The 25,583-nt window shown below is 67.9% G+C and carries 33 protein-coding genes; 31 read left to right on the forward strand and 2 right to left on the reverse strand.

Annotation, left to right across the window (positions count from 1 at the left end):
- Positions 1 to 44: 44 nt before the first annotated feature.
- From nifK to UAA55_RS21300, 9 genes are all read left to right on the forward strand, one after another.
- The gene (gene nifK, locus UAA55_RS21255) at positions 45 to 1,604 is read left to right on the forward strand and encodes a nitrogenase molybdenum-iron protein subunit beta (RefSeq protein ID WP_322955185.1); all 1,560 of its coding nucleotides are present in this window, start codon (positions 45 to 47) and stop codon (positions 1,602 to 1,604) included.
- 137 nt (positions 1,605 to 1,741) lie between these two features.
- Positions 1,742 to 3,400, forward strand: coding sequence for a nitrogenase iron-molybdenum cofactor biosynthesis protein NifE (gene nifE, locus UAA55_RS21260; RefSeq protein ID WP_416235217.1), 1,659 nt, complete (start codon positions 1,742 to 1,744; stop codon positions 3,398 to 3,400).
- Positions 3,401 to 3,405: 5 nt separating this feature from the next.
- Positions 3,406 to 4,776, forward strand: a complete 1,371-nt coding sequence (nifN, locus tag UAA55_RS21270) for a nitrogenase iron-molybdenum cofactor biosynthesis protein NifN (RefSeq protein ID WP_322955186.1) — start codon at positions 3,406 to 3,408, stop codon at positions 4,774 to 4,776.
- A complete protein-coding gene (gene nifX, locus UAA55_RS21275) occupies positions 4,773 to 5,321 on the forward strand; it encodes a nitrogen fixation protein NifX (protein WP_322955189.1) in 549 nt (182 codons plus the stop codon). Before nifN ends, nifX begins: the two co-directional genes overlap by 4 nt.
- Positions 5,276 to 5,647 carry a NifX-associated nitrogen fixation protein gene (locus tag UAA55_RS21280; RefSeq protein WP_322955190.1) on the forward strand — a complete coding sequence of 124 codons (372 nt, stop codon included), beginning with the start codon at positions 5,276 to 5,278 and terminating at the stop codon, positions 5,645 to 5,647. Before nifX ends, UAA55_RS21280 begins: the two co-directional genes overlap by 46 nt.
- Positions 5,648 to 5,664: 17 nt before the next feature.
- Positions 5,665 to 5,898, forward strand: a complete 234-nt coding sequence (locus UAA55_RS21285) for a CCE_0567 family metalloprotein (RefSeq protein WP_322955191.1) — start codon at positions 5,665 to 5,667, stop codon at positions 5,896 to 5,898.
- 16 nt (positions 5,899 to 5,914) lie between these two features.
- The gene (gene fdxB / locus UAA55_RS21290) at positions 5,915 to 6,217 is read left to right on the forward strand and encodes a ferredoxin III, nif-specific (RefSeq protein WP_322955192.1); all 303 of its coding nucleotides are present in this window, start codon (positions 5,915 to 5,917) and stop codon (positions 6,215 to 6,217) included.
- A gap of 8 nt (positions 6,218 to 6,225) precedes the next feature.
- A complete protein-coding gene (locus UAA55_RS21295; RefSeq protein ID WP_322955193.1) occupies positions 6,226 to 6,843 on the forward strand; it encodes a nitrogen fixation protein NifQ in 618 nt (205 codons plus the stop codon).
- Positions 6,844 to 6,868: 25 nt separating this feature from the next.
- Entirely contained in the window at positions 6,869 to 7,276 is a 408-nt protein-coding gene (locus tag UAA55_RS21300; RefSeq protein WP_322955194.1) for a Rieske (2Fe-2S) protein, read from the forward strand.
- 13 nt (positions 7,277 to 7,289) lie between these two features.
- Here the strand turns inward: UAA55_RS21300 and UAA55_RS21305 are convergent, their stop codons facing one another.
- Positions 7,290 to 7,880 (reverse strand): hypothetical protein, encoded by a 591-nt coding sequence (locus UAA55_RS21305; RefSeq protein WP_322955195.1) that lies wholly within the window; start codon positions 7,878 to 7,880, stop codon positions 7,290 to 7,292.
- 287 nt (positions 7,881 to 8,167) lie between these two features.
- Between UAA55_RS21305 and UAA55_RS21310 the strand changes: the two genes are divergently transcribed.
- The 13 genes from UAA55_RS21310 to UAA55_RS21370 all read left to right on the forward strand — a co-directional run bounded on the left by UAA55_RS21310 (position 8,168) and on the right by UAA55_RS21370 (position 19,158).
- Positions 8,168 to 8,488 (forward strand): HesB/IscA family protein, encoded by a 321-nt coding sequence (locus UAA55_RS21310; RefSeq protein ID WP_322955196.1) that lies wholly within the window; start codon positions 8,168 to 8,170, stop codon positions 8,486 to 8,488.
- A gap of 10 nt (positions 8,489 to 8,498) precedes the next feature.
- A complete protein-coding gene (locus UAA55_RS21315) occupies positions 8,499 to 8,804 on the forward strand; it encodes a NifU family protein (RefSeq protein WP_322955197.1) in 306 nt (101 codons plus the stop codon).
- Between the two features lie 14 nt (positions 8,805 to 8,818).
- Complete coding sequence (nifS, locus tag UAA55_RS21320; protein WP_322955198.1) at positions 8,819 to 10,000, forward strand: cysteine desulfurase NifS; 1,182 nt, start codon at positions 8,819 to 8,821, stop codon at positions 9,998 to 10,000.
- Positions 10,001 to 10,023: 23 nt separating this feature from the next.
- On the forward strand, positions 10,024 to 11,151 hold the full coding sequence (nifV, locus tag UAA55_RS21325) for a homocitrate synthase (protein ID WP_322955200.1): 1,128 nt from the start codon (positions 10,024 to 10,026) through the stop codon (positions 11,149 to 11,151).
- A 24-nt stretch (positions 11,152 to 11,175) separates the two neighbouring features.
- Positions 11,176 to 11,904, forward strand: coding sequence for a serine O-acetyltransferase (gene cysE, locus UAA55_RS21330; RefSeq protein WP_322955202.1), 729 nt, complete (start codon positions 11,176 to 11,178; stop codon positions 11,902 to 11,904).
- The gene (gene nifW, locus UAA55_RS21335; RefSeq protein ID WP_322955204.1) at positions 11,888 to 12,238 is read left to right on the forward strand and encodes a nitrogenase stabilizing/protective protein NifW; all 351 of its coding nucleotides are present in this window, start codon (positions 11,888 to 11,890) and stop codon (positions 12,236 to 12,238) included. The genes cysE and nifW overlap by 17 nt, the downstream gene beginning before the upstream one ends.
- 174 nt (positions 12,239 to 12,412) lie before the next feature.
- Positions 12,413 to 13,267, forward strand: coding sequence for an electron transfer flavoprotein subunit beta/FixA family protein (locus UAA55_RS21340; protein ID WP_322957738.1), 855 nt, complete (start codon positions 12,413 to 12,415; stop codon positions 13,265 to 13,267).
- Between the two features lie 29 nt (positions 13,268 to 13,296).
- On the forward strand, positions 13,297 to 14,406 hold the full coding sequence (locus tag UAA55_RS21345) for an electron transfer flavoprotein subunit alpha/FixB family protein (protein WP_322955206.1): 1,110 nt from the start codon (positions 13,297 to 13,299) through the stop codon (positions 14,404 to 14,406).
- A gap of 14 nt (positions 14,407 to 14,420) precedes the next feature.
- Positions 14,421 to 15,725 carry an FAD-dependent oxidoreductase gene (locus UAA55_RS21350; protein ID WP_322955208.1) on the forward strand — a complete coding sequence of 435 codons (1,305 nt, stop codon included), beginning with the start codon at positions 14,421 to 14,423 and terminating at the stop codon, positions 15,723 to 15,725.
- The gene (locus UAA55_RS21355; RefSeq protein ID WP_416235218.1) at positions 15,722 to 16,048 is read left to right on the forward strand and encodes a ferredoxin family protein; all 327 of its coding nucleotides are present in this window, start codon (positions 15,722 to 15,724) and stop codon (positions 16,046 to 16,048) included. The genes UAA55_RS21350 and UAA55_RS21355 overlap by 4 nt, the downstream gene beginning before the upstream one ends.
- Complete coding sequence (modD, locus tag UAA55_RS21360) at positions 16,048 to 16,923, forward strand: ModD protein (protein ID WP_322955210.1); 876 nt, start codon at positions 16,048 to 16,050, stop codon at positions 16,921 to 16,923. Before UAA55_RS21355 ends, modD begins: the two co-directional genes overlap by 1 nt.
- Positions 16,924 to 17,161: 238 nt before the next feature.
- The gene (gene nifA / locus UAA55_RS21365) at positions 17,162 to 18,880 is read left to right on the forward strand and encodes a nif-specific transcriptional activator NifA (protein WP_322955211.1); all 1,719 of its coding nucleotides are present in this window, start codon (positions 17,162 to 17,164) and stop codon (positions 18,878 to 18,880) included.
- Positions 18,881 to 18,948: 68 nt separating this feature from the next.
- Positions 18,949 to 19,158, forward strand: a complete 210-nt coding sequence (locus tag UAA55_RS21370) for a TOBE domain-containing protein (RefSeq protein ID WP_322955213.1) — start codon at positions 18,949 to 18,951, stop codon at positions 19,156 to 19,158.
- A gap of 50 nt (positions 19,159 to 19,208) precedes the next feature.
- Here UAA55_RS21370 and UAA55_RS21375 read toward each other — a convergent pair whose 3' ends face one another.
- Positions 19,209 to 19,787, reverse strand: coding sequence for a DUF2478 domain-containing protein (locus tag UAA55_RS21375; protein ID WP_322955215.1), 579 nt, complete (start codon positions 19,785 to 19,787; stop codon positions 19,209 to 19,211).
- A gap of 261 nt (positions 19,788 to 20,048) precedes the next feature.
- Here UAA55_RS21375 and nifT point away from each other — a divergent pair, with 261 nt between their 5' ends.
- The 9 genes from nifT to UAA55_RS21420 all read left to right on the forward strand — a co-directional run bounded on the left by nifT (position 20,049) and on the right by UAA55_RS21420 (position 25,498).
- Positions 20,049 to 20,264 carry a putative nitrogen fixation protein NifT gene (nifT, locus tag UAA55_RS21380; RefSeq protein ID WP_322955217.1) on the forward strand — a complete coding sequence of 72 codons (216 nt, stop codon included), beginning with the start codon at positions 20,049 to 20,051 and terminating at the stop codon, positions 20,262 to 20,264.
- A 1-nt stretch (position 20,265) separates the two neighbouring features.
- Entirely contained in the window at positions 20,266 to 21,141 is an 876-nt protein-coding gene (locus tag UAA55_RS21385; RefSeq protein ID WP_322955220.1) for an SIR2 family NAD-dependent protein deacylase, read from the forward strand.
- Positions 21,142 to 21,361: 220 nt separating this feature from the next.
- Positions 21,362 to 22,921, forward strand: coding sequence for a nitrogenase cofactor biosynthesis protein NifB (gene nifB / locus UAA55_RS21390; RefSeq protein ID WP_322955222.1), 1,560 nt, complete (start codon positions 21,362 to 21,364; stop codon positions 22,919 to 22,921).
- A 69-nt stretch (positions 22,922 to 22,990) separates the two neighbouring features.
- A complete protein-coding gene (locus tag UAA55_RS21395; RefSeq protein WP_322955224.1) occupies positions 22,991 to 23,215 on the forward strand; it encodes a 4Fe-4S binding protein in 225 nt (74 codons plus the stop codon).
- Between the two features lie 10 nt (positions 23,216 to 23,225).
- Positions 23,226 to 23,558 carry a HesB/IscA family protein gene (locus tag UAA55_RS21400; protein ID WP_322955226.1) on the forward strand — a complete coding sequence of 111 codons (333 nt, stop codon included), beginning with the start codon at positions 23,226 to 23,228 and terminating at the stop codon, positions 23,556 to 23,558.
- Between the two features lie 40 nt (positions 23,559 to 23,598).
- Positions 23,599 to 24,138 carry a hypothetical protein gene (locus UAA55_RS21405; protein ID WP_322955228.1) on the forward strand — a complete coding sequence of 180 codons (540 nt, stop codon included), beginning with the start codon at positions 23,599 to 23,601 and terminating at the stop codon, positions 24,136 to 24,138.
- Positions 24,131 to 24,919, forward strand: coding sequence for a 4Fe4S-binding leucine-rich repeat protein (locus UAA55_RS21410; RefSeq protein WP_322955229.1), 789 nt, complete (start codon positions 24,131 to 24,133; stop codon positions 24,917 to 24,919). The genes UAA55_RS21405 and UAA55_RS21410 overlap by 8 nt, the downstream gene beginning before the upstream one ends.
- Positions 24,909 to 25,262, forward strand: coding sequence for a nitrogen fixation protein NifZ (locus UAA55_RS21415; RefSeq protein ID WP_322955230.1), 354 nt, complete (start codon positions 24,909 to 24,911; stop codon positions 25,260 to 25,262). Before UAA55_RS21410 ends, UAA55_RS21415 begins: the two co-directional genes overlap by 11 nt.
- The gene (locus tag UAA55_RS21420) at positions 25,259 to 25,498 is read left to right on the forward strand and encodes a nitrogen fixation protein NifZ (RefSeq protein ID WP_322955232.1); all 240 of its coding nucleotides are present in this window, start codon (positions 25,259 to 25,261) and stop codon (positions 25,496 to 25,498) included. Before UAA55_RS21415 ends, UAA55_RS21420 begins: the two co-directional genes overlap by 4 nt.
- Positions 25,499 to 25,583: the final 85 nt, after the last annotated feature.

Here is a 25,583-nt window from a genome sequence, read left to right on the forward strand (position 1 = left end):
GGGCGACGCCGTACCGGGCGATGTTCTTCGGAAAGGTTTCCATCATGACGCAGAGTGCAGAACACGTGCTCGATCATTTCGAGCTGTTCCGTGGCCCCGAATACCAGGAGATGCTGGCCAACAAGCGCCAGCAGTTCGAGAACCGGCGCGACCCGGCGGAGGTCGAGCGCATCCGGGAATGGGCCAAGACGCCCGAGTACCAGGAAAAGAACTTCGCCCGCGAGGCGCTGACCATCAACCCGGCCAAGGCCTGCCAGCCATTGGGCGCCGTCTTCGCCGCCGTGGGTTTTGAGAGCACGCTGCCCTTCGTGCACGGGTCGCAGGGTTGCGTCGCCTATTACCGCAGCCATTTCTCCCGCCATTTCAAGGAACCGTCGTCCTGCGTGTCGTCATCGATGACCGAGGACGCGGCCGTGTTCGGCGGGCTGAACAACATGATCGACGGCCTGGCCAACGCCTATTCCATGTACAAGCCCAAGATGATCGCCGTTTCCACCACCTGCATGGCCGAGGTGATCGGCGACGATTTGAACGCCTTCATCAAGACGGCCAAGGAAAAGGGCTCCGTCCCCGCCGAATACGACGTGCCCTTCGCCCACACGCCCGCCTTCGTCGGCAGCCACGTCACCGGCTACGACAACGTGATGAAGGGCATCCTGGAGCATTTCTGGGATGGCAAGGCCGGCACCGCGCCCAAGCTGGAACGCCAGCCCAACGGCAAGATCAACTTCATCGGCGGCTTCGACGGCTACACCGTCGGCAACCTGCGCGAGATCAAGCGCATCTTCGGCCTGATGGGCATCGACTACACCATCCTGGGCGACAGCAGCGACGTCTGGGACACCCCCACGGACGGGGAGTTCCGCATGTACGACGGCGGCACCACCCTGGAGGCGGCGGCCAACGCCCTCCACGCCAAGGCCACCATTTCCATGCAGGAATACTGCACGGAGAAGACGCTGCCCTTCATCAAGGCGCATGGGCAGGAGGTGGTGGCCTTCAACCACCCGGTGGGCGTGGCTGGCACGGACCGCTTCCTGATGGCGCTGGCGAACCTCGCCGGCGTGGAAATCCCCGAGGCGCTGGAGCGTGAGCGTGGGCGGCTGGTCGACGCCATCGCCGACAGCAGCGCCCACATCCATGGCAAGAAGTTCGCCATCTACGGCGACCCGGATCTGTGCCTGGGCCTGGCCGCCTTCCTGCTGGAGCTTGGGGCGGAACCGACGCATGTGCTGGCCACCAATGGCGGCAAGGCGTGGGCGGAGAAGGTGCAGGCGCTGTTCGACAGCTCCCCCTTCGGGAAGAATTGCCACGTCTACCCCGGCCGCGACCTGTGGCACCTGCGGTCCCTGCTGTTCACCGAGCCGGTGGATTTCCTGATCGGCAACACCTACGGCAAGTACCTGGAGCGCGACACCGGCACGCCGTTGATCCGCATCGGCTTCCCCATCTTCGACCGGCACCATCACCACCGCTATCCGCTGTGGGGGTATCAGGGCGGGCTGAACGTGCTGGTGACGATCCTGGACAAGCTTTTCGACGAGATCGACCGCAGCACCAACGTGCCGTCGAAGAGCGACTACAGCTTCGACATCATCCGCTGACGGCGGTCTCGGCCTCTCCGTGGCGTCTTCCCCAAAGGCGCTCGCGTCCTGGCCGCGCCGCTTTGTCCCCCCTGGGGTTTCCCCATCGGGGCTGGCGGCGCGGCGCTTCTTGACCCGTTCAGGTGAGGAACACGGAAATGAGTTCGCTGTCCGCCACCATCCAGGACGTCTTCAACGAGCCCGGTTGCGCCAAGAACGCCGGCAAGTCGGCGGCGGAGCGCAAGAAAGGCTGCACCAAGCAGCTGCAGCCGGGCGGGGCGGCGGGCGGCTGCGCCTTCGACGGCGCCAAGATCGCGCTGCAGCCCCTGACGGACGTGGCCCATCTGGTCCATGGGCCCATCGCCTGCGAGGGCAACTCCTGGGACAACCGCGGCGCCAAGTCGTCCGGCCCCACCCTGTGGCGGACAGGCTTCACCACCGACATGAACGAGACGGACATCGTCTTCGGCGGGGAAAAGCGCTTGTACAAGGCCATCCGCGAGGTCGTCGAGAAATACGATCCGCCGGCCGTCTTCGTCTACCAGACCTGTATCCCGGCCATGAGCGGTGACGACATCAACGCCGTTTGCAAGGCGGCGCGGGAGAAGTTCGGCAAGCCGGTCATCCCCATCAACTCGCCGGGCTTCGTCGGCCCGAAGAACCTGGGCAACAAGCTCGCGGGCGAGGCCCTGCTGGACCATGTCATCGGCACGGAGGAGCCGGACGAGACGACGCCCTACGACATCAACATCATCGGCGAATACAACCTGTCGGGCGAGCTGTGGCAGGTGAAGCCCCTGCTGGACGAATTGGGCATCCGTATCCTGTCGTGCATTTCCGGTGATGGGCGCTATCGCGAGGTGGCCTATTCCCACCGGGCGCGGGCGGCGATGATGGTCTGTTCCAAGGCCATGATCAACGTGGCCCGCAAGATGGAGGAACGCTACGGCATCCCCTTCTTCGAGGGATCGTTCTACGGCATCGAGGACACCAGCGACAGCCTGCGCCAGATCGCCCGCCTGCTGGTGGATCGGGGCGCCCCGGCCGAGCTGCTGGACCGGGTTGAGGCCGTGGTGGCGCGGGAGGAGACGCGCGCCTGGGCCGCCATCGCGCCCTACAAGCCCCGCTTCCAGGGCAAGAAGGTGTTGCTGATCACCGGCGGGGTGAAGTCCTGGTCGGTGGTGGCCGCCCTGCAGGAGGCCGGGCTGGAGCTGGTGGGCACCAGCGTCAAGAAATCCACCAAGGAAGACAAGGAACGCATCAAGGAACTGATGGGCCAGGACGCCCACATGATCGAGGACATGACCCCGCGGGAGATGTATCGCCTGCTGAAGGACGCCAAGGCGGACATCATGCTGTCGGGCGGCCGGTCGCAGTTCATCGCCCTGAAGGCCGCCATGCCTTGGCTGGACATCAACCAGGAACGCCACCACGCCTACATGGGCTATGTCGGCATGGTGAAGCTGGTGGAGGAGATCGCCAAGACGCTGTTCAACCCGGTGTGGGAACAGGTGCGGCGACCGGCCCCCTGGGACGACCCGGCCGACACCTGGCAGGCCCGCGCCGACGCCCAGCTGATGGCGGAGGCGGAAGCGCTGGCGGCTGATCCGGGGGCGGCGGAACAGGCGCGACGCTCGGGGGCGGTCTGCACCTGCAAGGGCGTGGACCGGGGCACGATGGAGGACGCGATCCGCGCCCACGGCCTGTCCAGCGTGGAGGATGTGCGCCGGCACACGGCGGCCGGCACCGGCTGCGGCGGCTGCGCCGGCCGGGTGGCGGACGTGCTGGCGTCCTTGCCGGCCCTGGCGGCGGAGTAGGGGCCATGGCGACCGTCACCCACATCAAGAAGGCCTGCACCGTCAACCCGCTGAAGATGAGCCAGCCCATCGGCGCCGCCCTGGCCTTCATGGGCCTGCGCGGCGCCATGCCCCTGCTGCACGGGTCGCAGGGCTGCACCTCCTTCGGGCTGGTGCTGTTCGTCCGCCACTTCAAGGAGGCCATCCCCTTGCAGACGACGGCGATGAGCGAGGTCGCCACCGTGCTGGGCGGTTACGACAACGTTGAACAGGCCATCCTGAACATCCACAAGCGCACCAAGCCGGAGATCATCGGCATCTGTTCCACCGGCGTCACCGAGATCAAGGGCGACGATGTGGAGGGTTACATCCGCCAGGTGCGGGCGACCCATGCCGAGGTGGCGGACCTGCCGCTGGTCTATGTCTCCACCCCCGATTTCAAGGACGCCTTCCAGGACGGCTGGTCCAAGGCCGTCACCCGCATGGTGCAGGAACTGGTGGCGCCGCCGCCGGCCAATACCGTGCGCGACCCGGCCAAGGTGGCCGTCCTGCCCGGTTGCCACATGACGCCGGGCGACCTGGACGAACTGCGCGCCATCTTCGAGGATTTCGGCCTTGAGCCCCGTTTCCTGCCCGACCTGGCGGGATCGCTGGATGGCCACATCCCGGACGACTTCACGCCCACCACCATCGGCGGCATCGGCGTGGACGAGGTGAGGGGCCTGGGCGACGCCGCTTGGGCCATCGCCATCGGCGAGCAGATGCGGCCGGCGGCCCAGGCCCTGCATGACAGGGCCGGCGTCCCCTTCCGCCTGTTCCAGCGTCTGTGTGGCCTGGGTCCGGCGGACGAGTTCATCATGGCGCTGTCGGAGATCAGCGGCCGTCCGGTGCCGCCCAAGTACCGGCGGCAGCGCGGACAGCTGGTGGACGCCATGCTGGACGGACATTTCCACATTGGTGGCCGCAAGCTGGCCATCGGGGCGGAGCCGGACCTTCTGGCCGACGTGGGCGGCATGCTGCACGGGATGGGCGCGCACATCACGGCGGCCGTCACCACCACCCATTCGGCCGTGCTGGCCGGCGTGCCGGCGGATGAGGTGCTGATCGGCGACCTGGAGGATCTGGAGCGGCGGGCGGCGGAGCGCGGTTGCGATCTGCTGGTCACCCATTCCCATGGCCGCCAGGCGGCGGAACGGCTGGGCATCCCCTTCTTCCGCATGGGTCTGCCGATGTTCGACCGCCTGGGGGCGGGACACCTGGTGTCGGTGGGGTATCGCGGCACCCGCGACCTGATCTTCGCCATCAGCAACCTGCTGATCGCCGACCATGAGCGCCACCACGAACCCACACCCGACAGTTGGCGGGTGGTGGAGGATGAGAAAGGGGAAGCCGCATGAAGGTCGCCTTCGCCACCCAGGACATGAAGCGGGTCGACGCCCATTTCGGCTGGGCCCGCAACATCGCCATCTACGAACTGGATCCCGACGGCTATCGCCTGCTGCAGGCGGTGGAGTTCGCCGGTGATTTGCAGGAGGACGGCAACGAGGACAAGCTGGCGCCCAAGATCGAGGCGATCAAGGACTGCGCCATCCTCTACGTCGCCGCCATCGGCGGGTCGGGGGCGGCCCGCGTCGTCGCCAGCAACATCCACCCCATGAAGGTCACCCAGCCCGAACCCATCGAGGATCTGCTGGAACGGCTGCGCGCCGTCCTGAACGGCACGCCGCCGCCCTGGCTGCGCAAAGCCATGGCCAAGGGGGCGCCCGCCCCCTGGATTTGGAGGATTGAGGGAAGACCATGTCCGACGTTCTGGAATTGCCGCCCGATGTGGCGGCGGCGCAAAGCCCGTTCATCCGCACCCTGGTCATGGTCTGGCGCGCCCAGGATGCCCATGGCATGTGGGAGGGGAAGCCCGACCTGGATCTGCTGGCCCCCTATGTGATCGATCGGGAAAAGCGCCGGCAACTGCCCATCCTGGGCGATCCCGACCCCGAGACCCTCTGGCGGCTGGAGCTGTTCTTCAACGCCGTGGCGCTCGGCATCGAGCAGGCGACGGGCGTGATGGTGTCGCCCATGCTGAAGATGAGCCACGAGGGCTTCGGCCGCATGGTGCTGATCGGCGGCCGGCTGGTGGCGGTGAACAAGCAACTGCGCGACGTCCATCGCTTCGGTTTCGACACCCTGGCCAAGCTGGCGGAGGAGGGGGCGAAATACGTCCAGGCGGGCGTGGACATGATCGGGCGCTTCCCCGAAGTCGCCCGGTATTGAACAAGGGGGAGGATGGCATGAGTGACGTCGAGGCGTTGAAGGCCGAGATCAAGAAGCTGTCGGCCAAGGCCATGCAGGCCAAGATGGACCTGCACGACCTGTCGGAGGAACTGCCCGTCAACTGGCCATCCATCCTGGACGTGGCCCAGCGCGCCCATGAGGCCTTCGCCGTGCTGGAACGCAAACGCGCCGACCTGAAGACGGCGGAAGCCGCCTGGGCCGGCGCCGGCCAGCTGTCCGTGGCACCGTGAGGAGGAGGGAAAGCCCATGTCATCCCTGACCCGCGACGGCCGCGCCTGGCAGCCGGACTTCCTGATCGCCATCGACGCCAAGCGCTGCATCGGCTGCGGCCGGTGCTTCAAGGTCTGTGGCCGGGGGGTGATGGTGCTGAAGGGCATCACCGAGGACGGCGAGATGGTCGACCTCGGCGGCGACGACGACGATGACGAGATCGAGAAGAAGGTGATGGTCATGGATGACGCCGGCGCCTGCGTCGGCTGCCGGGCCTGCGCCCGCGTCTGTCCCGCCAACTGCCAGACCCACGCGCCCCTGGCGGCGGACGCCGCGTGAGGTCGCCGATGCGCCCCGCCGATGCCTATGGCCTGTTGATGGGGCGGGCGGTGGCGGCGGGTGACCCGTTCGACCTGCACGTCACCGCCAGCATCCTGTCGCTGGCCTGGACCGAGGCGGTGATGGGCGCGGGGTCGTTGCCGGCGCGCGCCGGGTTGGACGGGGCCGCCCTGGAAAGCCTGGTCCGCCGCCTGTTCCCGGGCGCGTGGCCGGCCATCGCCGCGTTGGCCGGCGGTCCCGCCAACCTGGGTGATGATGAGATGGCGGTGCGGGATCTGCTGTGGATGTACGCGGGCGACGGCAATGACCTGCAGCGCGACCTGGCGGCCATGGTGGCCCGGCGGTGCAGCCGCCCCAACCACCTCTGGCAGGATCTGGGATTGCGCGACCGCGGGGAGCTGTCGGCGCTGATGCGCCGCCACTTCGGTGGCTTGGCGGATCGCAACCGCCAGGACATGAAATGGAAGAAGTTCCTGTACCGGATGATCTGCCGGGCGGAGGGCTTCACCCTGTGCACCGCCCCGGTCTGCACCGATTGCGACGACTTCGACACCTGCTTCGGGGCGGAGGATGGCGAGGCCATGTTGGCCCACGTCCGCTCCGGCCGCCCCGTGCCCGCCTTTTGACCGCTGCCATCGGAGGTGCCCGCCCATGACCGCCGCGCTGCCGTCCGCCGATCCGGATTTGGCTTACGTCCTTTGCCGGCTGGACGAGATCCCCAGCCGCAAGGCCTGGGGGTTCCAGCTGCTGCGCGTCGACGGCGACGGCACGCACCGCCCCTGGGCCATCGTCGTGGTGCGGTGGGGGCGCCAGGTGGTGGGGTACGTCAACCGCTGCCCGCACAACGACGTGCATCTGGATTGGGAGCGTAACCAGTTCCTGGACGGTGACGGCACGCGGCTGATGTGCGGCAAGCACGGCGCCCTGTTCGACCTGGCCACCGGCGTGTGCGTGGACGGCCCGTGCAAAGGGCGGGGCCTGGTGCCGGTGGCGCTGTCCGTCGTCGACGGGGATATCTGCGTCACCGGCGTCACCCTGGTGGAGGAGGCGGGGGCGTAAGGCGGCCCTGGCCTCAAACCGGCCGGTTCTCGTTGCGGTTCCTCACCGGCAGCATCTGCGCCACACCGTCCTCAAAGCTCAGCGCCGGATAGCGCCGGTCGAAGCGCAGGCTGATTTCCAGCAACACATCCAGCTTGCCGGCGGTGTCCAGCTTCTTGATGTCGTTCTTGTCGACGCCCATCAGATCCATCATCTCCTTCCATACGGTGGATTTATCGCAAGGCAGGACCGTGTAGGGGATGCCGTCCAGCGTGACCTGGTAGCCGGCCAGCAGATCGATGTTGTTGCAGAAGATGAAGTACTTGCCATTGGGCCGCAGCAGGCCGGCCAGCACCTCCGCCACGTCCTTCAGGTAGGCGAAGGAATGGATGTAGCCCGCCAGGACGGGGATGGTCGCCTCCCCCTCCTGCGCGAAGGTCAGCACCTGTTCCAGCTTGTACTCGGGCGGGCGCTTTTCATCGGCGATGTGCGGCTGGAACTTCAGCGCGATGTCGCCACGAAAGCCGAAGCGGCCGGGCTTCGTGGTCGGTGCCTTCAGCACGGCGTTCATCAGCCGGTCTTCCTTGGCCAGACGGGCCAGGGCGGTGTTCTCGATGGTGGTCAACGGGGGCTCCTGCTTCTTGGAATGGCCCGCGGGATCGGGCCCCGGTGTTCCCCTTTGCAAGCGCTTTGCCGGCCGACGCGCGCCGGCCGTACCCCTTGGTTTCGCGGGGTTTCCTGCGCCGTCCCCCGTCCGCTTGCAGGAAACGCCCCTGTCGCAAACCCGACATCGTCGGGGTAAAGGCAACAGCGTTTTGCCGGGAAAATTCATATATTCCAACGATCTGCCTTCTGGCATGCACCTTGCTGAGGCTGAGGGTCACCAACCCGCAACCATCGCAGGTGTCCCTCATGATCACCTTGACCTCCAGCGCTTTGAACGCCGTCCGCAGCGCCATCGCCGGCGCCGCAAACCCCGCGGGGGGCCTGCGCATCAGCGTCGATGCCGGCGGGTGCGCCGGCTACAAATACATGATGGGCCTGGCGGGCGAGGCCGAGGCGGACGACACCGTCATCGACCAGGATGGCGTCAAGGTCTTCGTCGACACCAAAAGCCATGAGCTGCTGAACGGCACCACCATCGATTTCGTCGTGGCGCTGGAAGGGTCCGGTTTCACCTTCGACAACCCCAACGCCAAGTCCGCCTGCGGCTGCGGCAAGTCCTTCGGTTGAGGGGCCGCCCATGCTGACCCCCACGACCGATGATCTGGCCGCCGACCGGGCGGTCATGGACGGTGCCGAGGACCGCCGCGTGCGGATCATCCGCGACGCCATCGCCGAAATCCGCCCCGGTCTTCAGCGCGACGGCGGCGACTGCGAACTGCTGGAGGTGGACGGCGACATCGTGCGCGTCCGGCTGACCGGCGCCTGCGTCCTGTGCCGGCTCAGCGCCACCACGCTGGATGGCATCCAGGCCCGGGTGGTGGAGCGATTGGGCGCCTTCGTGCGCCTGGTCCCCGTCTTGGGCCGGGGTGTGGAACCGCACTGAGGGGAGGAGGTGTCATGCGGCCCGTCTACCTCGACAACAACGCGACCACCCGCACCGATCCCGAAGTGGTGGCGGCCATGCTGCCCTATTTCACGGAGCGGTATGGCAACGCCTCGTCCGGCCATGCCTTTGGGGCGACGGCGGCGGATGGGGTGCGGTTGGCGCGGCGGCAGGTGCAGGCCCTGCTGGGGGCGGGCCATGATCATGAGATCGTCTTCACCTCCGGCGGGACGGAGGCCAACAGCACCGCCATCCTGTCGGCCCTGGAAAGCCAGCCTGGCCGGGATGAGATTGTGACGACGGCGGTGGAACACCCGGCCGTGCTGGCCCTGGTGGCGCATCTGGAAAAGACGCGCGGCATCAAGGTGCACGTGGTCGGGGTGGACGGCGACGGCCGCCTGGACATGGACGATTTCGAGCGGGCGCTGGGGCCGCGCACGGCCCTGGTCTCCGTCATGTGGGCCAATAACGAGACGGGGAGCCTGTTCCCGGTGGAGGCGCTGGCGCGGCAGGCGCGCGCCGCCGGCGCCTTGTTCCACACCGATGCCGTGCAGGGTGTGGGCCGCCTGCCTCTCCGCCTTCAGGACACGGCCATCGACATGTTGTCGCTGTCGGGCCACAAGCTGCACGGGCCCAAGGGCATCGGTGGCCTGTATTTGCGCAAGGGGGTGGCCTTCCGGCCCCTGCTGCGCGGCGGCCGGCAGGAACGGGGCCGTCGCGCCGGCACCGAAAACGTGCCCGGCATCGTTGGCCTGGGCAGGGCGGCGGAATTGGCCGCGCGTTATTTGGAAACGGAACAGGGTTGGATCGGCGGCTTGCGCGACCGGCTGGAACAGGGGGTGCTGGCCCGTATCGGCCACGCCCGCGTCCTTGGCAACCTGGCCGACCGCCTGCCCAACACGGCCTGCATCGCCTTCGACTATGTCGACGCCGACGCCGTGCTGCTGATGCTGGACCGGGCGGGCATCGCCGTATCGTCCGGCTCAGCCTGCGCGTCCGGCGGGATGGAGCCGTCGCACGTGCTGCGCGCCATGCGCGTGCCGGCCGGCGCCATCCGCGGCGCCATCCGCTTCTCGTTCTCCCGCGACAGCGCCGGCCCGGACGTGGATGCCGTCCTGGACACGCTGCCCGATATCATCGGCCGGCTGCGCGCCGCGTCGCCGCTTTGGCGGGACCGCACCCCCACCTTCGCCTGAACCCGGATTCAAGGAGACGCGACATGCTCAAGGCCCCGCCCATCGTCATCAATGACAGCACGTTGCGCGATGGCGAACAGGCGCCCGGCGTCGCCTTCACCGTGGCGGAGAAAGTGGCCATCGCCCACAAGCTTGAGGCCGCCGGCGTGGACGAGATCGAGGCCGGCATCCCCGCCATGGGTCCGGCCGAGATCGACGCCATGGCCGAGGTCGGCGCCGCCCTGGGCCAGGCCGCCGCCATCGCCTGGTGCCGCATGACCGAGGCCGACGTGGACGCGGCCCTGCGCACCGGGCTGAAGCGGGTCAACCTGTCCGTCCCCGTCTCCGACCGTCAGATCCGGGTGAAGCTGCAGGTCAGCCGGCAGGACATCATTCCCCGTATCCGGCGGGTGGTGTCCTACGCCCGCGACCGCGGCCTGGCGGTGGCCGTGGGCGGCGAGGATTCCAGCCGGGCCGACATGGACTTCCTGCTGCGCGTCGTCGCGGCGGTGGAGGAGGCGGGCGCCCACCGCTTCCGTTTCGCCGACACGGTGGGCATCCTCGACCCCTTCCGCACGCATGAGATTTTCCGCCAGCTGTGCGCCGAGACGGACCTGGAGCTGGAATTCCACGGCCACGACGATCTGGGCCTGGCCACGGCCAACACGCTGGCGGCGGTGCGCGGTGGCGCCACGCACGCCAGCGTCTGCGTCCTGGGCCTGGGGGAGCGGGCGGGCAACGCCGCGCTGGAAGAGGTGGTGGCGGCCCTGGGCCCCATTGCCGGACGGCGCACGGGCGTGGATCTGACACAGCTGACGGGCCTGGCCGAACTGGTGGCCGCCGCCGCCGGCCGTCCCATTCCGGTGGCCAAGTCCATCGTCGGTTCCGCCGTATTCGCCCATGAATCCGGCATCCATGTTTCCGGCCTGCTGCGCGACCCGGAAAGCTATGAGGCGATCGACCCCGCCTGGTTCGGCCGTGTCCGGTCCATCGTGCTGGGCAAGCATTCGGGCATGGCGGCCATCAACAACGCCCTCGCGGCGCTGGGCCTGTCGCCCGACGAGGCTCGCGCCCGCCGCGTGCTGGATGAGGTGCGCAACTGCGCCGTGGCGTGGAAGCGCCCCATCAACGAGGGCGAGTTGCTGAAGTTCTATGAGGCCGCCGGCGATTGAGCCGGCCAGCGGGAGGGGGGTGTCATGACACGTGGCAACGGACTGTGGCGCCTGGTGGCCGAGGACGTCGCCTGTGTGAAGGCGCGTGATCCCGCCGCCCGCCACGGCCTGGAAATCGTCCTGACCTATCCGGGGCTGCACGCCGTCATCCATCACCGGGTGGCGCACCGGCTGTGGCGGCGGGGCCTGCGGTTTCCGGCCCGCCTGCTGTCCTGGTTCGCGCGGCTGGTGACCAATGTGGACATCCACCCGGGCGCCCGTATCGGCCGGCGCTTCTTCATCGACCACGGCGCCGGCGTGGTGATCGGCGAGACGGCGGAGGTGGGTGACGACGTGACCCTTTATCACGGCGTCACCCTGGGGGGCACCAGCTGGTCGCCGGGCAAGCGTCACCCCACCATCGGGTCGGGCGTGCTGATCGGCGCGGGGGCCAAGGTGCTGGGGCCCATCCGCGTGGGCGCGGGGGCCCGCATCGGCGCCAATTCCGTGGTGGTGGAGGATGTGCCGCCGGAGATGACCGTGGTCGGCATTCCCGGCCGGCTGGTGCGCGCCCCGCGCGCCCGCCGGGGTGCCGCCGGCCGCCCCGGCGGGCGCATAAACCTGGACCATCACCTGATCCCCGATCCGGTGGGCGAGGCGTTGACCCTGATGCTGGACCGCATCGCCTTCCTGGAGGTGCGCCTGGCCCACACCCAGGGCCGGCTTTCATACGAACCCGAACCTGAGGACAGGGACCATGGGCGTGTTGGATGAGCTGTCGCGGCTGTCATCGGCCGAGGATTTCTTCGTGTTCCTGGAGGTGCCGTACGATGCCGCCGTCGTCGGCGTGGCGCGGTTGCACATCCTGCGCCGCATGGGCCAGTACCTGCGCGGCAGCGAGGCCGAGGATGCCTTCACCGGCCTGGATGAGGCTGACATCCGGATGCTGTGCCGGAGCCATCTGGAGCAGGCCTACCAGGATTTCGTGGCCTCCACCCCCATCGCGGAACGCCTGTTCAAGGTGCATCGCGACGCCGTGGCGCCCAAGCAACCGGCGCCCAAGCCCTTCGTGCCGCTGGCGGCGCTGGAACCGGCGAAGGGGACGTAGGCCGATTGGGGCGGAGAGACGACACAGGCCTGTCGCCTATCCGACAAAATGGCGGGGCCGCCAAACCCGCCGCGATGGGTTCCCTAGAAATTCCAATGGCTTAGATGCTTCTTCCCAGTTGGCACGGCCCTTGCCAACCAATGGACGTAACGGTCAAGGGAAAGGACCCCCGTGATGCACATCGTCGTCTGCATGAAGCAGGTACCGGACAGCGCGCAGATCCGCGTCCATCCCGTTACCAACACCATCATGCGCCAGGGGGTGCCCACCATCATCAATCCCTATGACCTGTTCGCGCTGGAAGAGGCCTTGCGCCTGCGCGACCGGCTGGGGGGCGAGGTGACGGTCCTGACCATGGGCCCGGTCATGGCGGAGGAGTCGCTGCGCAAGGCGCTGACCTTCGGCGCCGACCGCGCCGTGCTGCTGACCGACCGGGCGTTCGCCGGGTCCGACACGCTGGCCACCAGCTTCGCCCTGGCCGCCGCGCTGGCCAAGATCGGGCGGGAGTTCGGCGAGGTGCCCATCGTCTTCACCGGCAAGCAGACCATCGACGGCGACACCGCCCAGGTGGGGCCCGGCATCGCCAAGCGCTTGGGCCTGAACCAGCTGACCTATGTCGCCCGCATCGCCGACCTTGATCCGGCCGCCGGCACCATCACGGTGGAACGGCGGGCCGAGGGCGGCATGCAGGTGCTGGCCACCCGCATGCCGGTGCTGATCACCATGCTGGAAGGGGTGAACGAAATCCGCCGGGGCAGCCTGGACGACGCCTATCGCGCCGCTCGTGCCCCGGTGGTGCGGTGGAGCGCGGCGGATGCCGGCATCACCGAGCTGGCGCGGTGCGGCCTGAAAGGGTCGCCCACCATCGTCAAGAAGGTGTTCGCCCCCCAGGCGCGGGCGGAAAAGGTGCAGCAGGTGCCCACGGCCGACCGTTCCGCCGACGAGCTGGCGGTCGAGGTCATGACCACGATTTTCCGGACCCGGCCGATGCTGGAAGAGGACCTGTTGCGGTTCGCCGCCGGCCAGTGAGCCCGGCCGCCCCGAGGGAGAGCAAGACGATGACCGACGCACCCAACGCCGCCCCACCCAGGCCCGCCCCCGCCGCCGGCCGGGCGGGCACCAAGCGCGAGCTGCCCGAACACTTCAAGGCCTACCGCCATGTCTGGGTGGTGGTCGAATGCGAGCACGGCATCGTCCACCCGGTGTCCCTCGAACTGTTGGGCGAGGGGCGCAAGCTGGCCGACAAGCGCGGCGTGGAACTGGCGGGTGTCATCCTGTCCGGGGACAGCCTGACGGCGGCCACCACCTCCGCCGCGGCGTTCGAGCATGGCGCCGACCTGGTCTACACGGTGACGGACCCCGTCCTGGCCCATTACCGCAACGAGACCTACACCCGGGCCATGACCGATTTGGTCAACACCCACCAGCCGGAAATCCTGCTGCTGGGCGCCACCAACCTGGGGCGTGATCTGGCGGGGTCCGTCGCCACCACGTTGCAGACGGGCCTGACGGCCGACTGCACGGAACTGGCCATCGACGACGAGGGCTCGCTGGCCGCCACCCGGCCCACCTTCGGCGGGTCCCTGTTGTGCACCATCCTGACGCTGAACTACCGGCCGCAGATGGCCACCGTGCGCCCGCGCGTCATGGCCATGCCGGCGCGGGAACCGGGGCGCTGGGGCCGTATCGTCGAACACCCGCTGAACCTGGCGGAGGAGGACGTGGTCACCAAGGTGCTGCGCTTCATCGCCGACCGCGAAAGCGACAAGGCGCAGCTGGCCTACGCCGACATCGTTGTCGCCGGCGGCCTGGGCCTGCGTTCGGCGGAGAACTTCCAGCTGGTCCGGGCGCTGGCCGAGGTGCTGGGCGGCGACTATGGCGGGTCGCGCCCCCTGGTGCAGAAGGGCTGGATCACGGCGGACCGCCAGATCGGCCAGACGGGCAAGACCATCCGGCCCAAGCTGTACATCGCCGCCGGCATCTCCGGCGCCATCCAGCACCGCGTGGGGGTGGAGGGGGCGGATACCATCGTCGCCATCAACACCGACCCCAACGCCCCCATTTTCGAATTCGCCCACCTGGGCGTGGTGGCGGACGCGATTGAGCTGCTGCCGGCCTTGACCCGGGCGTTCCAGGCGCATCTGTCGGTCAACCGCCTCGCCGGCTGAAGGAGGCCCCCGTGATGATCAAGGACAAGTTCGACGCCATCGTGGTGGGGGCCGGTCCCTCCGGCAACGCCGCGGCCTACACCATGGCCAAGGAAGGCCTGAAGGTCCTGCAATTGGAGCGGGGGGAATATCCGGGGTCCAAGAACGTGCAGGGGGCCATCCTGTACGCCGACGCCCTGGAAAAGATCATCCCCGATTTCCGCGAGGACGCGCCGCTGGAACGTCATGTGATCGAGCAGCGCCTGTGGACCATGGACGACACCTCCTACGTCGGCATGCATTACCGGTCCGACGACTTCAATGAGGAAAAGCCCAACCGCTACACCATCATCCGCGCCCAGTTCGACAAGTGGTTCAGCGGCAAGGTGCGCGAGGCCGGCGCCGTCCTGCTGTGCGAGACGACGGTGACGGAGCTGCTGCGCGATCCGCAGGGGCGGGTGATCGGCGTGCGCACCGATCGCCAGGGCGGCACGGCCTTCGCCGACGTCGTCATCCTGGGCGAAGGCGTGAACGGCCTGGTGGGACAGCGCTCCGGCCTGCGTCCGGAGCTGAAGCCGGACACGGTGGCCCTGGCGGTCAAGGAGATGCATTTCCTGCCGCGCGAGGTGATTGAAAGCCGCTTCAACCTGACGGGCAACGAGGGCGTGGTGATCGAGGCCATGGGCACCATCACCGACGGCATGACCGGCACCGGCTTCATCTACACCAACCAGGAATCCATCTCGATCGGCATCGGCTGCATCGTGTCCGACTTCGCCGAAAGCGGTCGCACGCCGTACGGCCTGCTGGAGGCGTTCAAGCGGCATCCCAGCGTCCGGCCCCTGCTGGAGGGCTCGGAGTGCAAGGAGTACGCCGCCCACCTGATCCCCGAGGGCGGTTACAACGCCATGCCCCAGCTGTACGGCGACGGCTGGATCGTGGTGGGGGACGCGGGGCAGTTCGTCAACGCGGTGCATCGCGAGGGCTCCAACCTCGCCATGACCACGGGCCGCATCGCCGGGGAGACGGTGGTGTGGCTGAAGCGGCGGCGGGAGGTGGCGACAGAGGCCAACCTGGCCGAATACCAGCGCCGGCTGGAGGAGACCTTCGTCATGAAGGATTTGAAGAAATACCGCCGCATCCCGAATTTCCTTCACCGCAACAAGCAGATCTTCGGCGTCTATCCCAGGCTGCTCAGCGCCGCCGCGCAGACATGGTTCCGGGTGGACGGTGTCGATAAGCGGGCCAAGGAAAAGCAGATTTTCCAATCGTTCCGCAAGGGTCGGAGCCTACCCGGCCTGATCGGAGACGCCTTCAAGCTGGCGAGGTCATGGCGATGATGAACACGACTGAGGGGGGCGCGGGCGCCCCTGGCGTCCCGCCCGTCAAGGTGGAGGAGCGCCTGTTCCAGAACCGTTACCTGGTGGATGCGGGGCGCCCGCACATCAGGATCAAACCCCATGCCGAGCCTTCCAAGGCCCTGCTGGCGCTGACCCACCTCTGTCCCGCCGGCTGCTACAGCCTGACCGACAAGGGGCAGGTGGAGGCGGTGGTGGATGGTTGCGTCGAATGCGGCACCTGCCGCGTGCTGACCGCCAAGACCGGGGAGGTGGAGTGGAACTATCCCCGGGGTGGCTTCGGCGTGCTGTTCAAGTTCGGCTGATGGCCATCGAGGCGGGCGTCGGTGACCCGCTGCACCTCCCCGAGGACGCCATCGAACGGCTGCTGGAAGAGGATGTGCGCTTCGGCGACCTGACCACCCGTGCCCTGGGCATCGGTGATCGGCCGGGCCGCATGCGCTTCCAGGCCCGCGCGGACATGGTGCTGTCCGGCGTGGACGAGGCCGCCCGCCTGCTGGTCCGGCTGGGCGCCGTGGTGACCGCCAGGGCACCCGCCGGATGCCGTTACGGCGGGAATGCCGTGCTGCTGGAGGCCACCGGTTCCGCAGCCGCCCTGCACGCCGGGTGGAAGGTGGCCCAGACCCTGATGGAGTGGGCGTCGGGCCTGGCCAGCGAGACCCGCGCCATCGTCGATGCCGCGCGGGTGGTCAACCCGGGCATCGCGGTGCTGTGCACCCGCAAATCCGTTCCCTACACGCGCCAGCTGGCATGCAAGGCGGTGCTGGCGGGGGGTGGGGACATTCACCGTCTGGGACTTTCCGACACCATCCTGCTGTTCCCCGAACATCGGGTCTTTTTCGATCCGCCGCATGACTTGGCGGCGGCGATCGCCCGGCTGAAGCGGACGGCGCCGGAGCGCGCGGTCATGGTGGAGGTGACCAGCGAGGAGGATGCTCTGGCCGCCGCCGCCGCGCACGCCGATGTCATCCAACTGGAGAAGTTTCCGCCCGAGGCGGTGCACCGGCTGGTGCGCCGGTTGCCCCGGCGCGTGGACGGCCGGCCGGTCGTCGCCGCGGCCGGTGGCGTCACCGCCCAGAACGCGGGTGCGTATGCGAAAGCGGGTGCCGACACGCTGGTCACCTCGTCCCCCTTCTTCGCCAAGCCACGCGATATACAGGTGACTATAACGGCCTTGTGAATCAGAGGGCTTCGAAAGAATAGTTTGGTGGCTGAACATAGTATTTTGCTGATTTGAATATTATGAATTCACTTGCGGTCTCGTGTTGCACCTGCGAAGCTTGCTTGCAGGTACTTGACTGGACGGGCAGTTGGCAGGGGCTGCGCCGCCGCATCGGCAGGCCTCGGGACACGAAAGGATTCGTGCGATGCCTATGACTGGTTCTGCCTCTCATGCGTCCGCGACATCCCGGCCGCCCTTGGCGGCCGATCGGTCGCGCGCCGGCGAATTCTCCTCCCGCGCGGAAATAGCGCTCCACGGGGTCTATGAGATTTCCAAGATCCTGGCGGTGCCCGCCCGCCTGGAAACGACACTGTCCAACGTCCTGGCGCTGCTTTCCAGCTTCCTGGAAATGCATCACGGCATCATCGCCCTGCTGGGTGACGACGGTTCGCCCCAGGTGGTGGTGGGCCTGGGCTGGACGGAAAAGAACGCCAAGAGCCATTTCGACCGGCTGCCCGAACGGGCCATCGGCCAGATCGTCACGACCCAGATGCCGGTCGTGGTGGAAAACGTCGCCGACAATCCTCTGTTCGACGACTGGTCGGCGACGGAATGGGGGGCTGGCTCCCGCGTGTCCTTCATCGGCGTCCCCATCAAGGAAAGGGACCGCGTCATCGGGACCCTGACGCTGGACCGCATCTGGGAAGGCAGGGCGACCTTCCGCTTGGACGAGGACGTGCGCTTCCTGGTCATGATCGCCAACCTGGTGGGCCAGACGGTGCGCCTGCACGACCTGATCGGCCGGGATCGCGAACGGCTGATGAGCACGCAGCGCCGGCTGGAAAAGGAATTGTCGGAAACCGCCCGGCCGGAACGCGAGGCGCGGCCCCAGGGCATCGTCGGCAACAGCCCCGCCATCCGGTCGGTCATCGAGAAGATCAGGATCGTGGCGCGCAGCCATTCCACCGTGCTGCTGCGGGGGGAATCCGGCACCGGCAAGGAACTGTTCGCGCGGGCGACGCACGACCTGTCGCCCCGGCGAGCCGGCCCGTTCGTGAAGCTGAACTGCGCCGCCCTGCCGGAAAGCATGCTGGAATCCGAGCTGTTCGGCCATGAGAAGGGGGCGTTCACCGGCGCGCTGAGCCAGCGCAAGGGCCGGTTCGAGCTGGCGCATCGCGGCACGCTGTTCCTGGATGAGATCGGGGAGATTTCGGCATCCTTCCAGGCCAAGCTGCTGCGCGTGCTGCAGGAGGGGGAATTCGAGCGTGTCGGCGGAACGAACACCCTGAAGGTGGATGTGCGGCTGGTGGCCGCCACCAACAAGAACCTGGAGGAGGCGGTGGCGCGGGGCGAATTCCGCGCCGACCTCTATTACCGCATCAACGTGGTTTCCATCTTCCTGCCGGCGGTGCGCGACCGCCGGGAAGACATCACCCTGCTGGCCTGCGAGTTCCTGAAGCGTTTCAACGAGGAGCACGGCACCCGCAAGAGCCTGACGGCGTCGGCCTATTCCGTCCTGGAAAGCTGCTACTTCCCCGGCAACGTGCGCGAGTTGGAGAACTGCGTGCGGCGGACGGCCACTCTGTCGCGGGAACCCGGGATCATCGCCGACGACTTCGCCTGCCGGCACGACGAATGCCTGTCCTCCACCCTGTGGAAGGGGGCCATCGGGCCGGGCAGCGCCTTCAAGATCATGTCCCGCCCGTCGGCGCCCACACCCCTGCCGCCCCGCCAGCCGCCGCCGGCCGAGGCGGCCGCCGCGCTGGAGGACGGGGGCGCCCCCGCGGCCACCTGCCCGCAGGCGGGAACCTGCGCGGCGGCGCAGGGCGACGGCCTGTCGGAACGGGAACGTTTGATCCAGGCGATGGAGACGGCGGGATGGGTACAGGCCAAGGCCGCCCGGTTGCTGAACCTGACGCCGCGCCAGGTGGGCTACGCCCTGATCAAACACAACATCCCGGTGAAGAAGTTCTGAATTCCCGCCAAGGCCAGGAGCGGGTGCCTTCGGTCCCGATGGACCAATGACTTGAGGATGAAACAGGAATGAAGCTGAGCGCGCGCAACGTCATCGCCGGCAAGGTCGTGGCCGTCACCAAAGGGGCGACCACCGCCCATGTGAAGATCGAGATCGCCGCCGGTCGGGTCATCACTTCATCGATCACGAATGAATTGGTCGACGATCTGGATCTGAAGGTGGGCGACAGCGTTTCCGCCATCATCAAGTCGTCGGACGTGATCATTGGCAAGGAATAAGCGGGCCGCCGATGCGTCGGGGCCGGTGCTGGCACCGGCCCTTCCCATTGTCAGTTCGCGGCGGGCACCGCGTTCCCCCGCCGCCAATCGGCACGGCGGGCCCAATCCTCCCACCAGGTGGTGACCACCCCGGTGTCGCACACCAGGGTGGTGCCGTATCCGCCGGTGAAGGCCTTCCACGCGTCGTAAAAGCGCCAGGGCACGGCGGTCAGCACGGGCAGGCCGGCATCGATGGCGGCGGCGATTTCCGCCCGTAGGCCGCGGCCCTCGGCCTCCGTCTTGCCGAACTTGTTGACCATCACCAGTTCCACCCGGTCGGCGACGGCCTGGGCGACCGCCAGGGCCGCGTCCGCCAGCCCGCCGGTGTCCAGGCGGCAGGCGGCCGATCCCGGGCCCAGGTTCTGGCAGATGGGGATGACGCGGTCGCTGCGCAGGTCCAACACCTCCATCAGCTTGACCGGCCCGCACTCGCCCTTGCGGTTGCGTTGGACAACGCCGCCCACCCGCCGCCCGCGGTCGCGCAGGTCCAGGGCGAAATCGGCCAGCAGGGTGTCCACGTCATCCTCCGGCTGATAGATCACGGCGGCCAGGTTCAGCAGGTTGTCGGTGTAGGCGACGCTGTCGGGCATGAGGACCTCCTGTCCGGGGAAGTGTTCCCGGCGCGGCCGCCGGATCAAGAAGGGACTTGCACCCCTCATGCCACGCCATGGGCCGCGGTGAGGGGCCGTTTCCCTGGGGAAAGCATCCATCGGCGGTAGGGGACGCGACAGGCCTTGTCGGGTTTCCAACGCGATGGCGCATGGGAAGACGTTGATTTCCAACGCTTCCGCGCGTGGCACGGCCCTTGCTGAAACGATGGGGCACGCTTCCAGTGACAAGGACCGGTCCCGATGAAAGTGATGATCCGCCATTCGCCTGAGATCGGCCTTTCCGTCTATGTGCCGAAGAAGGACCTGGAGGAGCCGGTGGTGGAGGCCGAGCGCGAGGATCTGTGGGGTGGCTGGATCCGCATCGCCAACGGCTGGGTCCTGGACTTGCCGGAGATGGCGGCCGACACGCGTCTGCCGGTGACGGTCAATGCCCGCAAGCGGGGGGAGGACGAGTGAGATGACGGCCCTGGCAACCATTCCCCCGGCATCGGAGGGACTTGAGGCCGAACGCCTGCTGGCCGATCTGGCCAGGCTGTTGCGTTCGGGTGCCCTGGTTCCCTACCTGGGCCCGGCGCTGGCCCGCCTGTCCCCGGTGGCGGCGCCCACCACGCATGAGGCGCTGGCCGATTTCTTCGCGGCCAAGGTGGCGCTGCCCCGTCGCGCCAAAGGCAACGCCTGGGCCGCGGCCCAGCACATCGAAAGCACCCGGCACCGCTCCACCGTATCCGCCCTGATGGCGGAGGCGTTCCGGTCGCCGGTGGCGCCCACGGCCCTGCATCATCACCTGGCGGCCTCTGGCGCGCCGCTGATCGTCGACACCTGGTATGATGGCGCCATGCGCGCCGCCCTGGCGGCCTCCACCGCCAATTGGGGGGAAGTGCAGGGCATCACCCGTGCCGGCATCGGCGAGGACCGCTGGTATCGCTTCTACGACGCCGGGGGGAGGGAGACGGCGCGCGACGCCGCGGAGACGTGGGAAACGGTGTTGTACAAGCCGCACGGCGGCGTGGACCCCGTACGCAATTTCCTGATTTCCGACGCCGACTATGTCGAGGTCCTGACGGAGATCGACATCCAGACCCCCATTCCCGACATCGTGAAGGAACGCCGGCGCGGCCGGGGCTTCCTGTTCGTCGGTTGCCGCTTCCACGACCAGTTGTTGCGGACTTACGCCCGGCAGGTTTCCAAGCGGTCGGGCGATCGGCACTACGTGGTGGTGGAACCGGCGGACCTGACCCGGAACGAGGTCAAGTTCTTCGCGGCCCAGGGCCTGACGCCTGTCGCCGTGCCGTTGGCGCGGGCGGTCGGGATCCTGTGCGGGGCTGTCGGTTAGCGGACGCCTTGTCCGATCCCCCGCGAGGTTTGTCGGTAACCGCACGTCCGGGTAGGGGCGCCGAACCCACGGCTTCCGCCCGGTTTCCGGAAATCGAGGGGTGGCACGGCCTTTGCTGAAGTGTGGGACGGGTTCAGGTGGCTTTGGTCAAAATGTGTAAAGCAAGCTTTCCAGTCACGATCGCCGCGCCTGGGCGCCGGCCCCAACATGAGGAACGGACATGCACGCATCGACACCGCAGGACGGGGCCGCTGGCGGTCTGGTCACCATCGACGCCGTGATGCAGCAGGTGGCTGAGCACAAGGGCTGCGGTACCCAGGGTGGCAGCGGCAAGGCCAGCTGCGGCTCCGCCGCCGGCCAGGGCGACCTGCCGACGGAGATCTGGGAAAAGGTGAAGAACCATCCCTGCTACAGCGAGGAGGCGCATCACCACTACGCCCGCATGCATGTGGCCGTGGCGCCCGCCTGCAACATCCAGTGCAACTACTGCAATCGCAAGTACGACTGCGCCAACGAATCCCGCCCCGGCGTGGTGAGCGAGCGGCTGACGCCGGAGCAGGCGGCGAGGAAGGTGCTGGCCGTCGCCTCCACCATCCCGCAGATGACGGTGCTGGGCATCGCCGGGCCGGGCGATCCGCTGGCCAACCCGGCCAAGACGTTCAAGACCTTCGAGTTGATCGCCGAGACGGCGCCGGACATCAAGCTGTGCCTGTCGACCAACGGCCTGGCCTTGCCGGACTACGTCGACACCATCGCCCGCTACAACATCGACCACGTCACCATCACCATCAACATGGTGGATCCCGAGGTGGGGGCGAAAATCTATCCGTGGGTGTTCTGGAACCACCAGCGCTACACGGGCGTGGAGGGCGCGCGGCTACTCACCGAGCGCCAGCTGCGCGGCCTGGAGATGCTGACCGAGCGGGGGATCCTGTGCAAGGTCAACTCCGTCATGATCCCCGGGGTCAATGACCAACATCTGGTGGAGGTGAACCGGGCGGTGAAGTCGCGCGGCGCCTTCCTGCACAACATCATGCCCCTGATCTCCGCCCCCGAGCACGGCACCGTCTTCGGCCTGACGGGGCAGCGCGGCCCCACGGCCCAGGAGCTGAAGGCCCTGCAGGACGCCTGCGAGGGCGAGATGAACATGATGCGGCATTGCCGCCAGTGCCGGGCCGACGCCGTGGGCCTGCTGGGCGAGGACCGCAGCGCCGAGTTCACCACCGAAAAGATCATGGAGATGGAGGTCGCCTACGATCTGGACGGGCGCAAGGCCTACCAGGCGCGGGTGGAGGAGGAACGCGTGGCCAAGGTCGCCGCCAAGCATGAGGAACTGGCGACGCTGGCCGGCGCGCAGAGCGACGTCACCCTGCTGGTGGCGGTGGCCACCAAGGGTTCCGGCCTGATCAACGAGCATTTCGGCCACGCCAAGGAATTCCAGGTGTACGAGCTGTCCACCACCGGGGCCAAGTTCGTGGGCCACCGGCGCGTCGACCTCTATTGCCAGGGCGGCTACGGCGATGAGGACAGCCTGCAGACCGTCATCCGCGCCATCAACGACTGTCACGCGGTTTTCGTCGCCAAGATCGGCGGCTGTCCCAAGGCGGATCTGGTGAAGGCGGGCATCGAGCCCGTGGACCAATACGCCCATGAGTTCATCGAGAAATCGGCCATCGCCTGGTTCAAGGCCTACCTGGAAAAGGTCGCCGCCGGGGAGATCACGCACGCGCCGCGCGGTGACGCCGCCATCCGCCAGGGCGCCCTGACGGTGGCCGCCTGACCCATGTTCCGCATGGCCGGGGCCGGCCGCATCCGGCCCCGGTCTTTCCGCAAGGGAGTACCTTCAGCCATGGCTTTCAAGATCATCGCGTCGCAATGCACCAGCTGCTCCGCCTGCGAGGCGGAGTGCCCGAACGTGGCCATCTCGGAAAAGGGTGGCACCTTCGTCATCAATCCGAAGAAATGCACCGAATGCATCGGCTATTTCGACGTGCCGCAGTGTGTCGCTGTCTGCCCGGTGGACAACACCTGCGTGATCGACACGGCCTATCCCCGCTATCAGGCGGCCAGCTGAGGGGATGGCGATGACCTTCACGATCACACCCGCGGCCAGCCGTTTCATCCGTTTCATGCTACGCGCCGATGGCGGGCCGGAGGCCGGCTTCCGCCTGGTGCTGAGCCCCGGCGGCTGCTCCGGCCTGTCCGCCGACATGAGCGTGCGCGCGAGCCCGGAGCCGGGTGACGCGGTGGTGGAGCGCGATGACGTCCGGCTGTTCCTGCCGGCGGAAAGCCGCCTGCTGCTGGATGGCGTCACCATCGATTTCGCGGACGGCGCCGCGCAGTCGGGCCTGGTGTTCCGCGACCCCAGGGCCGCGTCCTGCGCCACGGCCCCGACACCGATCGTGCGCCTGCAATAGCCGGGGGTGGGGCGGGACCATGTGGGCAGGGGAAACAGCCGTGGTATTGCCAGATGAGGGGGATGGGCCGGCGCCCCTCCCCGATGACGAATGGCTGGCCGCCGCGGTGCTGGGGGGCGGATTGCCGCCGGAGGTGACGCACCACCTGTCCGCAGCCGCCCGGGCGTATCACCTGGATGAAGTGGCGGAACGCCATCTGCGCCAGGCGCGCCTGGCCGCCCCGGGGCATGCCGCCGTCCTGATCGCCCTCTACCGCTTCTATTTCTACAAAGGCCGGCTGAAGGACGCCCTGGATATCGCTCGTCTCTGCCTGGCCAAGGCGGCACAGGACAACAAACTCCCCGCCGACTGGCGCCAGGTTGTCGCCACGGACGCGGATTTCAGCCGCTTCGACGCGCCGTTGCCCCGCTTCTTCCTGTTCACCCTCAAGGGCTACGCCTACCTGCAGATGCGCACGGGTGGCCTGGACGAGGGACTGGCGGCCGTCCTGAAGCTGCTGGAACTGGATCCCAGCGACAAGGTCGGGGCCCAGGTGCTGCTGAATGTCATCCAGCGCATGGGGCAGGATGATCATGACTGACATCGACGAGGCTATCGATTGGATGGGGCGGCCGGTTTCGTGCGGCGCCTGCGGGCACGGCGACCTGCTGGCCGCCGGGCGGTGCCGTCTGAAGCATGCTTGCGTGAATGACCGTTACGCCCGCCGCATCGACCGCTTCTTCACCTGGAACCCGGCCTTGGCCGACACCTACGTCGGCCACCCGCATTTCGAGGTGCGGGCCATCGCCGCCAAGCATGCGGATGTCTTCCTGTTGCCGCCCATGCTGGACGACCCGGAGGAGACGGTGCGCTGGAATGCCGCGCGCCGGTTGCCCAAGCGCTATGCCCGGCGTCTGCGGGACGATCCCCACCGCGAGGTGCGCATCCGTGTCGCCACGCTGCTGGACGAGGCCGACCTGATCCCCATGGTCCAGGACCCCGACTATTACGTGCGCCTGGTGGTGGCCCGCCGCGTCGGCCCCGGCCTGCTGGCCCGCATGATCGAGGACAAGGAGCCGGAGGTGCGCCGCATGGTCGCCGTCCGCGCGCCGGTCGAGTGGCTGATCCGCATGGCGGCCGATGCCGACGCCGATGTGCGGTACGAGGTGTCCAAGCGCCTGCCGGGCGATCTGCTGGCCCGCCTGAAGCGCGATCCCGACTGGCGCGTGCGGTTCGAGGTCGCCAGCCGCCTGCCCGCGGCGGAGATCGCCGACCTCGCCCGGGATGAGGACATCCTGGTGCGGGAAATGGTGGCCTCGCGCCTGTCGCCGCCAACAACGGCCCCGATGCTGGAGCCCCCCGTGCTGGAGGTTGTGTCATGAGCAACATCGTCCGCGACAGCGACGTGGTGGAGATCGTCGATCCGCCGACCTTCACCTACGGGGAAAAGGTGCGCTCCCGGCGACCGTCCGCAACGACGGCACCTACGCCGGCAAGGAGATCGGCGACATTCTGGCCAGGAAGGGGGAGGAGGGCTACGTCGTCAGCATCGGCACCTTCCTGCAGCAATTCTACATCTACGGTGTCGAATTCCTGGGCAGCGGCAACCGCGTGGGTATGAAGCGCAAGGAACTGGAGGCCGTGCTGGCGGTCGCCGACGAGGACGACATGCCCCTGCCCACCGCCCTGCCGGTGCCAGGCCAGCCCGCCGGTGGCCGGCCATGATCGAACCCCGTCAACCCCTGTACCGGTGGGGACAGCGCATGCGCACGGTCATCGACCTGGTCAACGACGGCACCTATCCCGACGCGCCCGCCGACGCCCTGCTGGAACCGGCGGGCACGATGGGGGAGATCGTGCAGGTCGGCGCCCATGTGGAAAGCGGAACGCCCGTCTACCTGGTCGAATTCGCCGACCAGCGGGTGATCGGCTGCCTGGAGGAAGAGATCGTTCCTGTCTGATACCAGCGGCACGAGACAGTGGCTCGTGCCGCCGTAGCCCACGACGGCGGGCGCCGGAGATTTCCGGGGAGCCGGAGGCGGACTG

It is taken from the genome of Nitrospirillum guanabarense (assembly GCF_034653355.1).
In the GTDB taxonomy this organism is placed as follows: Bacteria; Pseudomonadota; Alphaproteobacteria; order Azospirillales; family Azospirillaceae; genus Nitrospirillum.

Coding starts and splice junctions, on each gene's coding strand:
- nifK (WP_322955185.1), top strand. CDS start 45: ATGACGCAGAGTGCAGAACACGTGCTCGATCATTTCGAGCTGTTCCGT.
- nifE (WP_416235217.1), top strand. CDS start 1,742: ATGAGTTCGCTGTCCGCCACCATCCAGGACGTCTTCAACGAGCCCGGT.
- nifN (WP_322955186.1), top strand. CDS start 3,406: ATGGCGACCGTCACCCACATCAAGAAGGCCTGCACCGTCAACCCGCTG.
- nifX (WP_322955189.1), top strand. CDS start 4,773: ATGAAGGTCGCCTTCGCCACCCAGGACATGAAGCGGGTCGACGCCCAT.
- UAA55_RS21280 (WP_322955190.1), top strand. CDS start 5,276: ATGTGGGAGGGGAAGCCCGACCTGGATCTGCTGGCCCCCTATGTGATC.
- UAA55_RS21285 (WP_322955191.1), top strand. CDS start 5,665: ATGAGTGACGTCGAGGCGTTGAAGGCCGAGATCAAGAAGCTGTCGGCC.
- fdxB (WP_322955192.1), top strand. CDS start 5,915: ATGTCATCCCTGACCCGCGACGGCCGCGCCTGGCAGCCGGACTTCCTG.
- UAA55_RS21295 (WP_322955193.1), top strand. CDS start 6,226: ATGCGCCCCGCCGATGCCTATGGCCTGTTGATGGGGCGGGCGGTGGCG.
- UAA55_RS21300 (WP_322955194.1), top strand. CDS start 6,869: ATGACCGCCGCGCTGCCGTCCGCCGATCCGGATTTGGCTTACGTCCTT.
- UAA55_RS21310 (WP_322955196.1), top strand. CDS start 8,168: ATGATCACCTTGACCTCCAGCGCTTTGAACGCCGTCCGCAGCGCCATC.
- UAA55_RS21315 (WP_322955197.1), top strand. CDS start 8,499: ATGCTGACCCCCACGACCGATGATCTGGCCGCCGACCGGGCGGTCATG.
- nifS (WP_322955198.1), top strand. CDS start 8,819: ATGCGGCCCGTCTACCTCGACAACAACGCGACCACCCGCACCGATCCC.
- nifV (WP_322955200.1), top strand. CDS start 10,024: ATGCTCAAGGCCCCGCCCATCGTCATCAATGACAGCACGTTGCGCGAT.
- cysE (WP_322955202.1), top strand. CDS start 11,176: ATGACACGTGGCAACGGACTGTGGCGCCTGGTGGCCGAGGACGTCGCC.
- nifW (WP_322955204.1), top strand. CDS start 11,888: ATGGGCGTGTTGGATGAGCTGTCGCGGCTGTCATCGGCCGAGGATTTC.
- UAA55_RS21340 (WP_322957738.1), top strand. CDS start 12,413: ATGCACATCGTCGTCTGCATGAAGCAGGTACCGGACAGCGCGCAGATC.
- UAA55_RS21345 (WP_322955206.1), top strand. CDS start 13,297: ATGACCGACGCACCCAACGCCGCCCCACCCAGGCCCGCCCCCGCCGCC.
- UAA55_RS21350 (WP_322955208.1), top strand. CDS start 14,421: ATGATCAAGGACAAGTTCGACGCCATCGTGGTGGGGGCCGGTCCCTCC.
- UAA55_RS21355 (WP_416235218.1), top strand. CDS start 15,722: ATGATGAACACGACTGAGGGGGGCGCGGGCGCCCCTGGCGTCCCGCCC.
- modD (WP_322955210.1), top strand. CDS start 16,048: ATGGCCATCGAGGCGGGCGTCGGTGACCCGCTGCACCTCCCCGAGGAC.
- UAA55_RS21370 (WP_322955213.1), top strand. CDS start 18,949: ATGAAGCTGAGCGCGCGCAACGTCATCGCCGGCAAGGTCGTGGCCGTC.
- UAA55_RS21375 (WP_322955215.1), bottom strand. CDS start 19,787: ATGCCCGACAGCGTCGCCTACACCGACAACCTGCTGAACCTGGCCGCC.
- nifT (WP_322955217.1), top strand. CDS start 20,049: ATGAAAGTGATGATCCGCCATTCGCCTGAGATCGGCCTTTCCGTCTAT.
- UAA55_RS21385 (WP_322955220.1), top strand. CDS start 20,266: ATGACGGCCCTGGCAACCATTCCCCCGGCATCGGAGGGACTTGAGGCC.
- nifB (WP_322955222.1), top strand. CDS start 21,362: ATGCACGCATCGACACCGCAGGACGGGGCCGCTGGCGGTCTGGTCACC.
- UAA55_RS21395 (WP_322955224.1), top strand. CDS start 22,991: ATGGCTTTCAAGATCATCGCGTCGCAATGCACCAGCTGCTCCGCCTGC.
- UAA55_RS21400 (WP_322955226.1), top strand. CDS start 23,226: ATGACCTTCACGATCACACCCGCGGCCAGCCGTTTCATCCGTTTCATG.
- UAA55_RS21410 (WP_322955229.1), top strand. CDS start 24,131: ATGACTGACATCGACGAGGCTATCGATTGGATGGGGCGGCCGGTTTCG.
- UAA55_RS21420 (WP_322955232.1), top strand. CDS start 25,259: ATGATCGAACCCCGTCAACCCCTGTACCGGTGGGGACAGCGCATGCGC.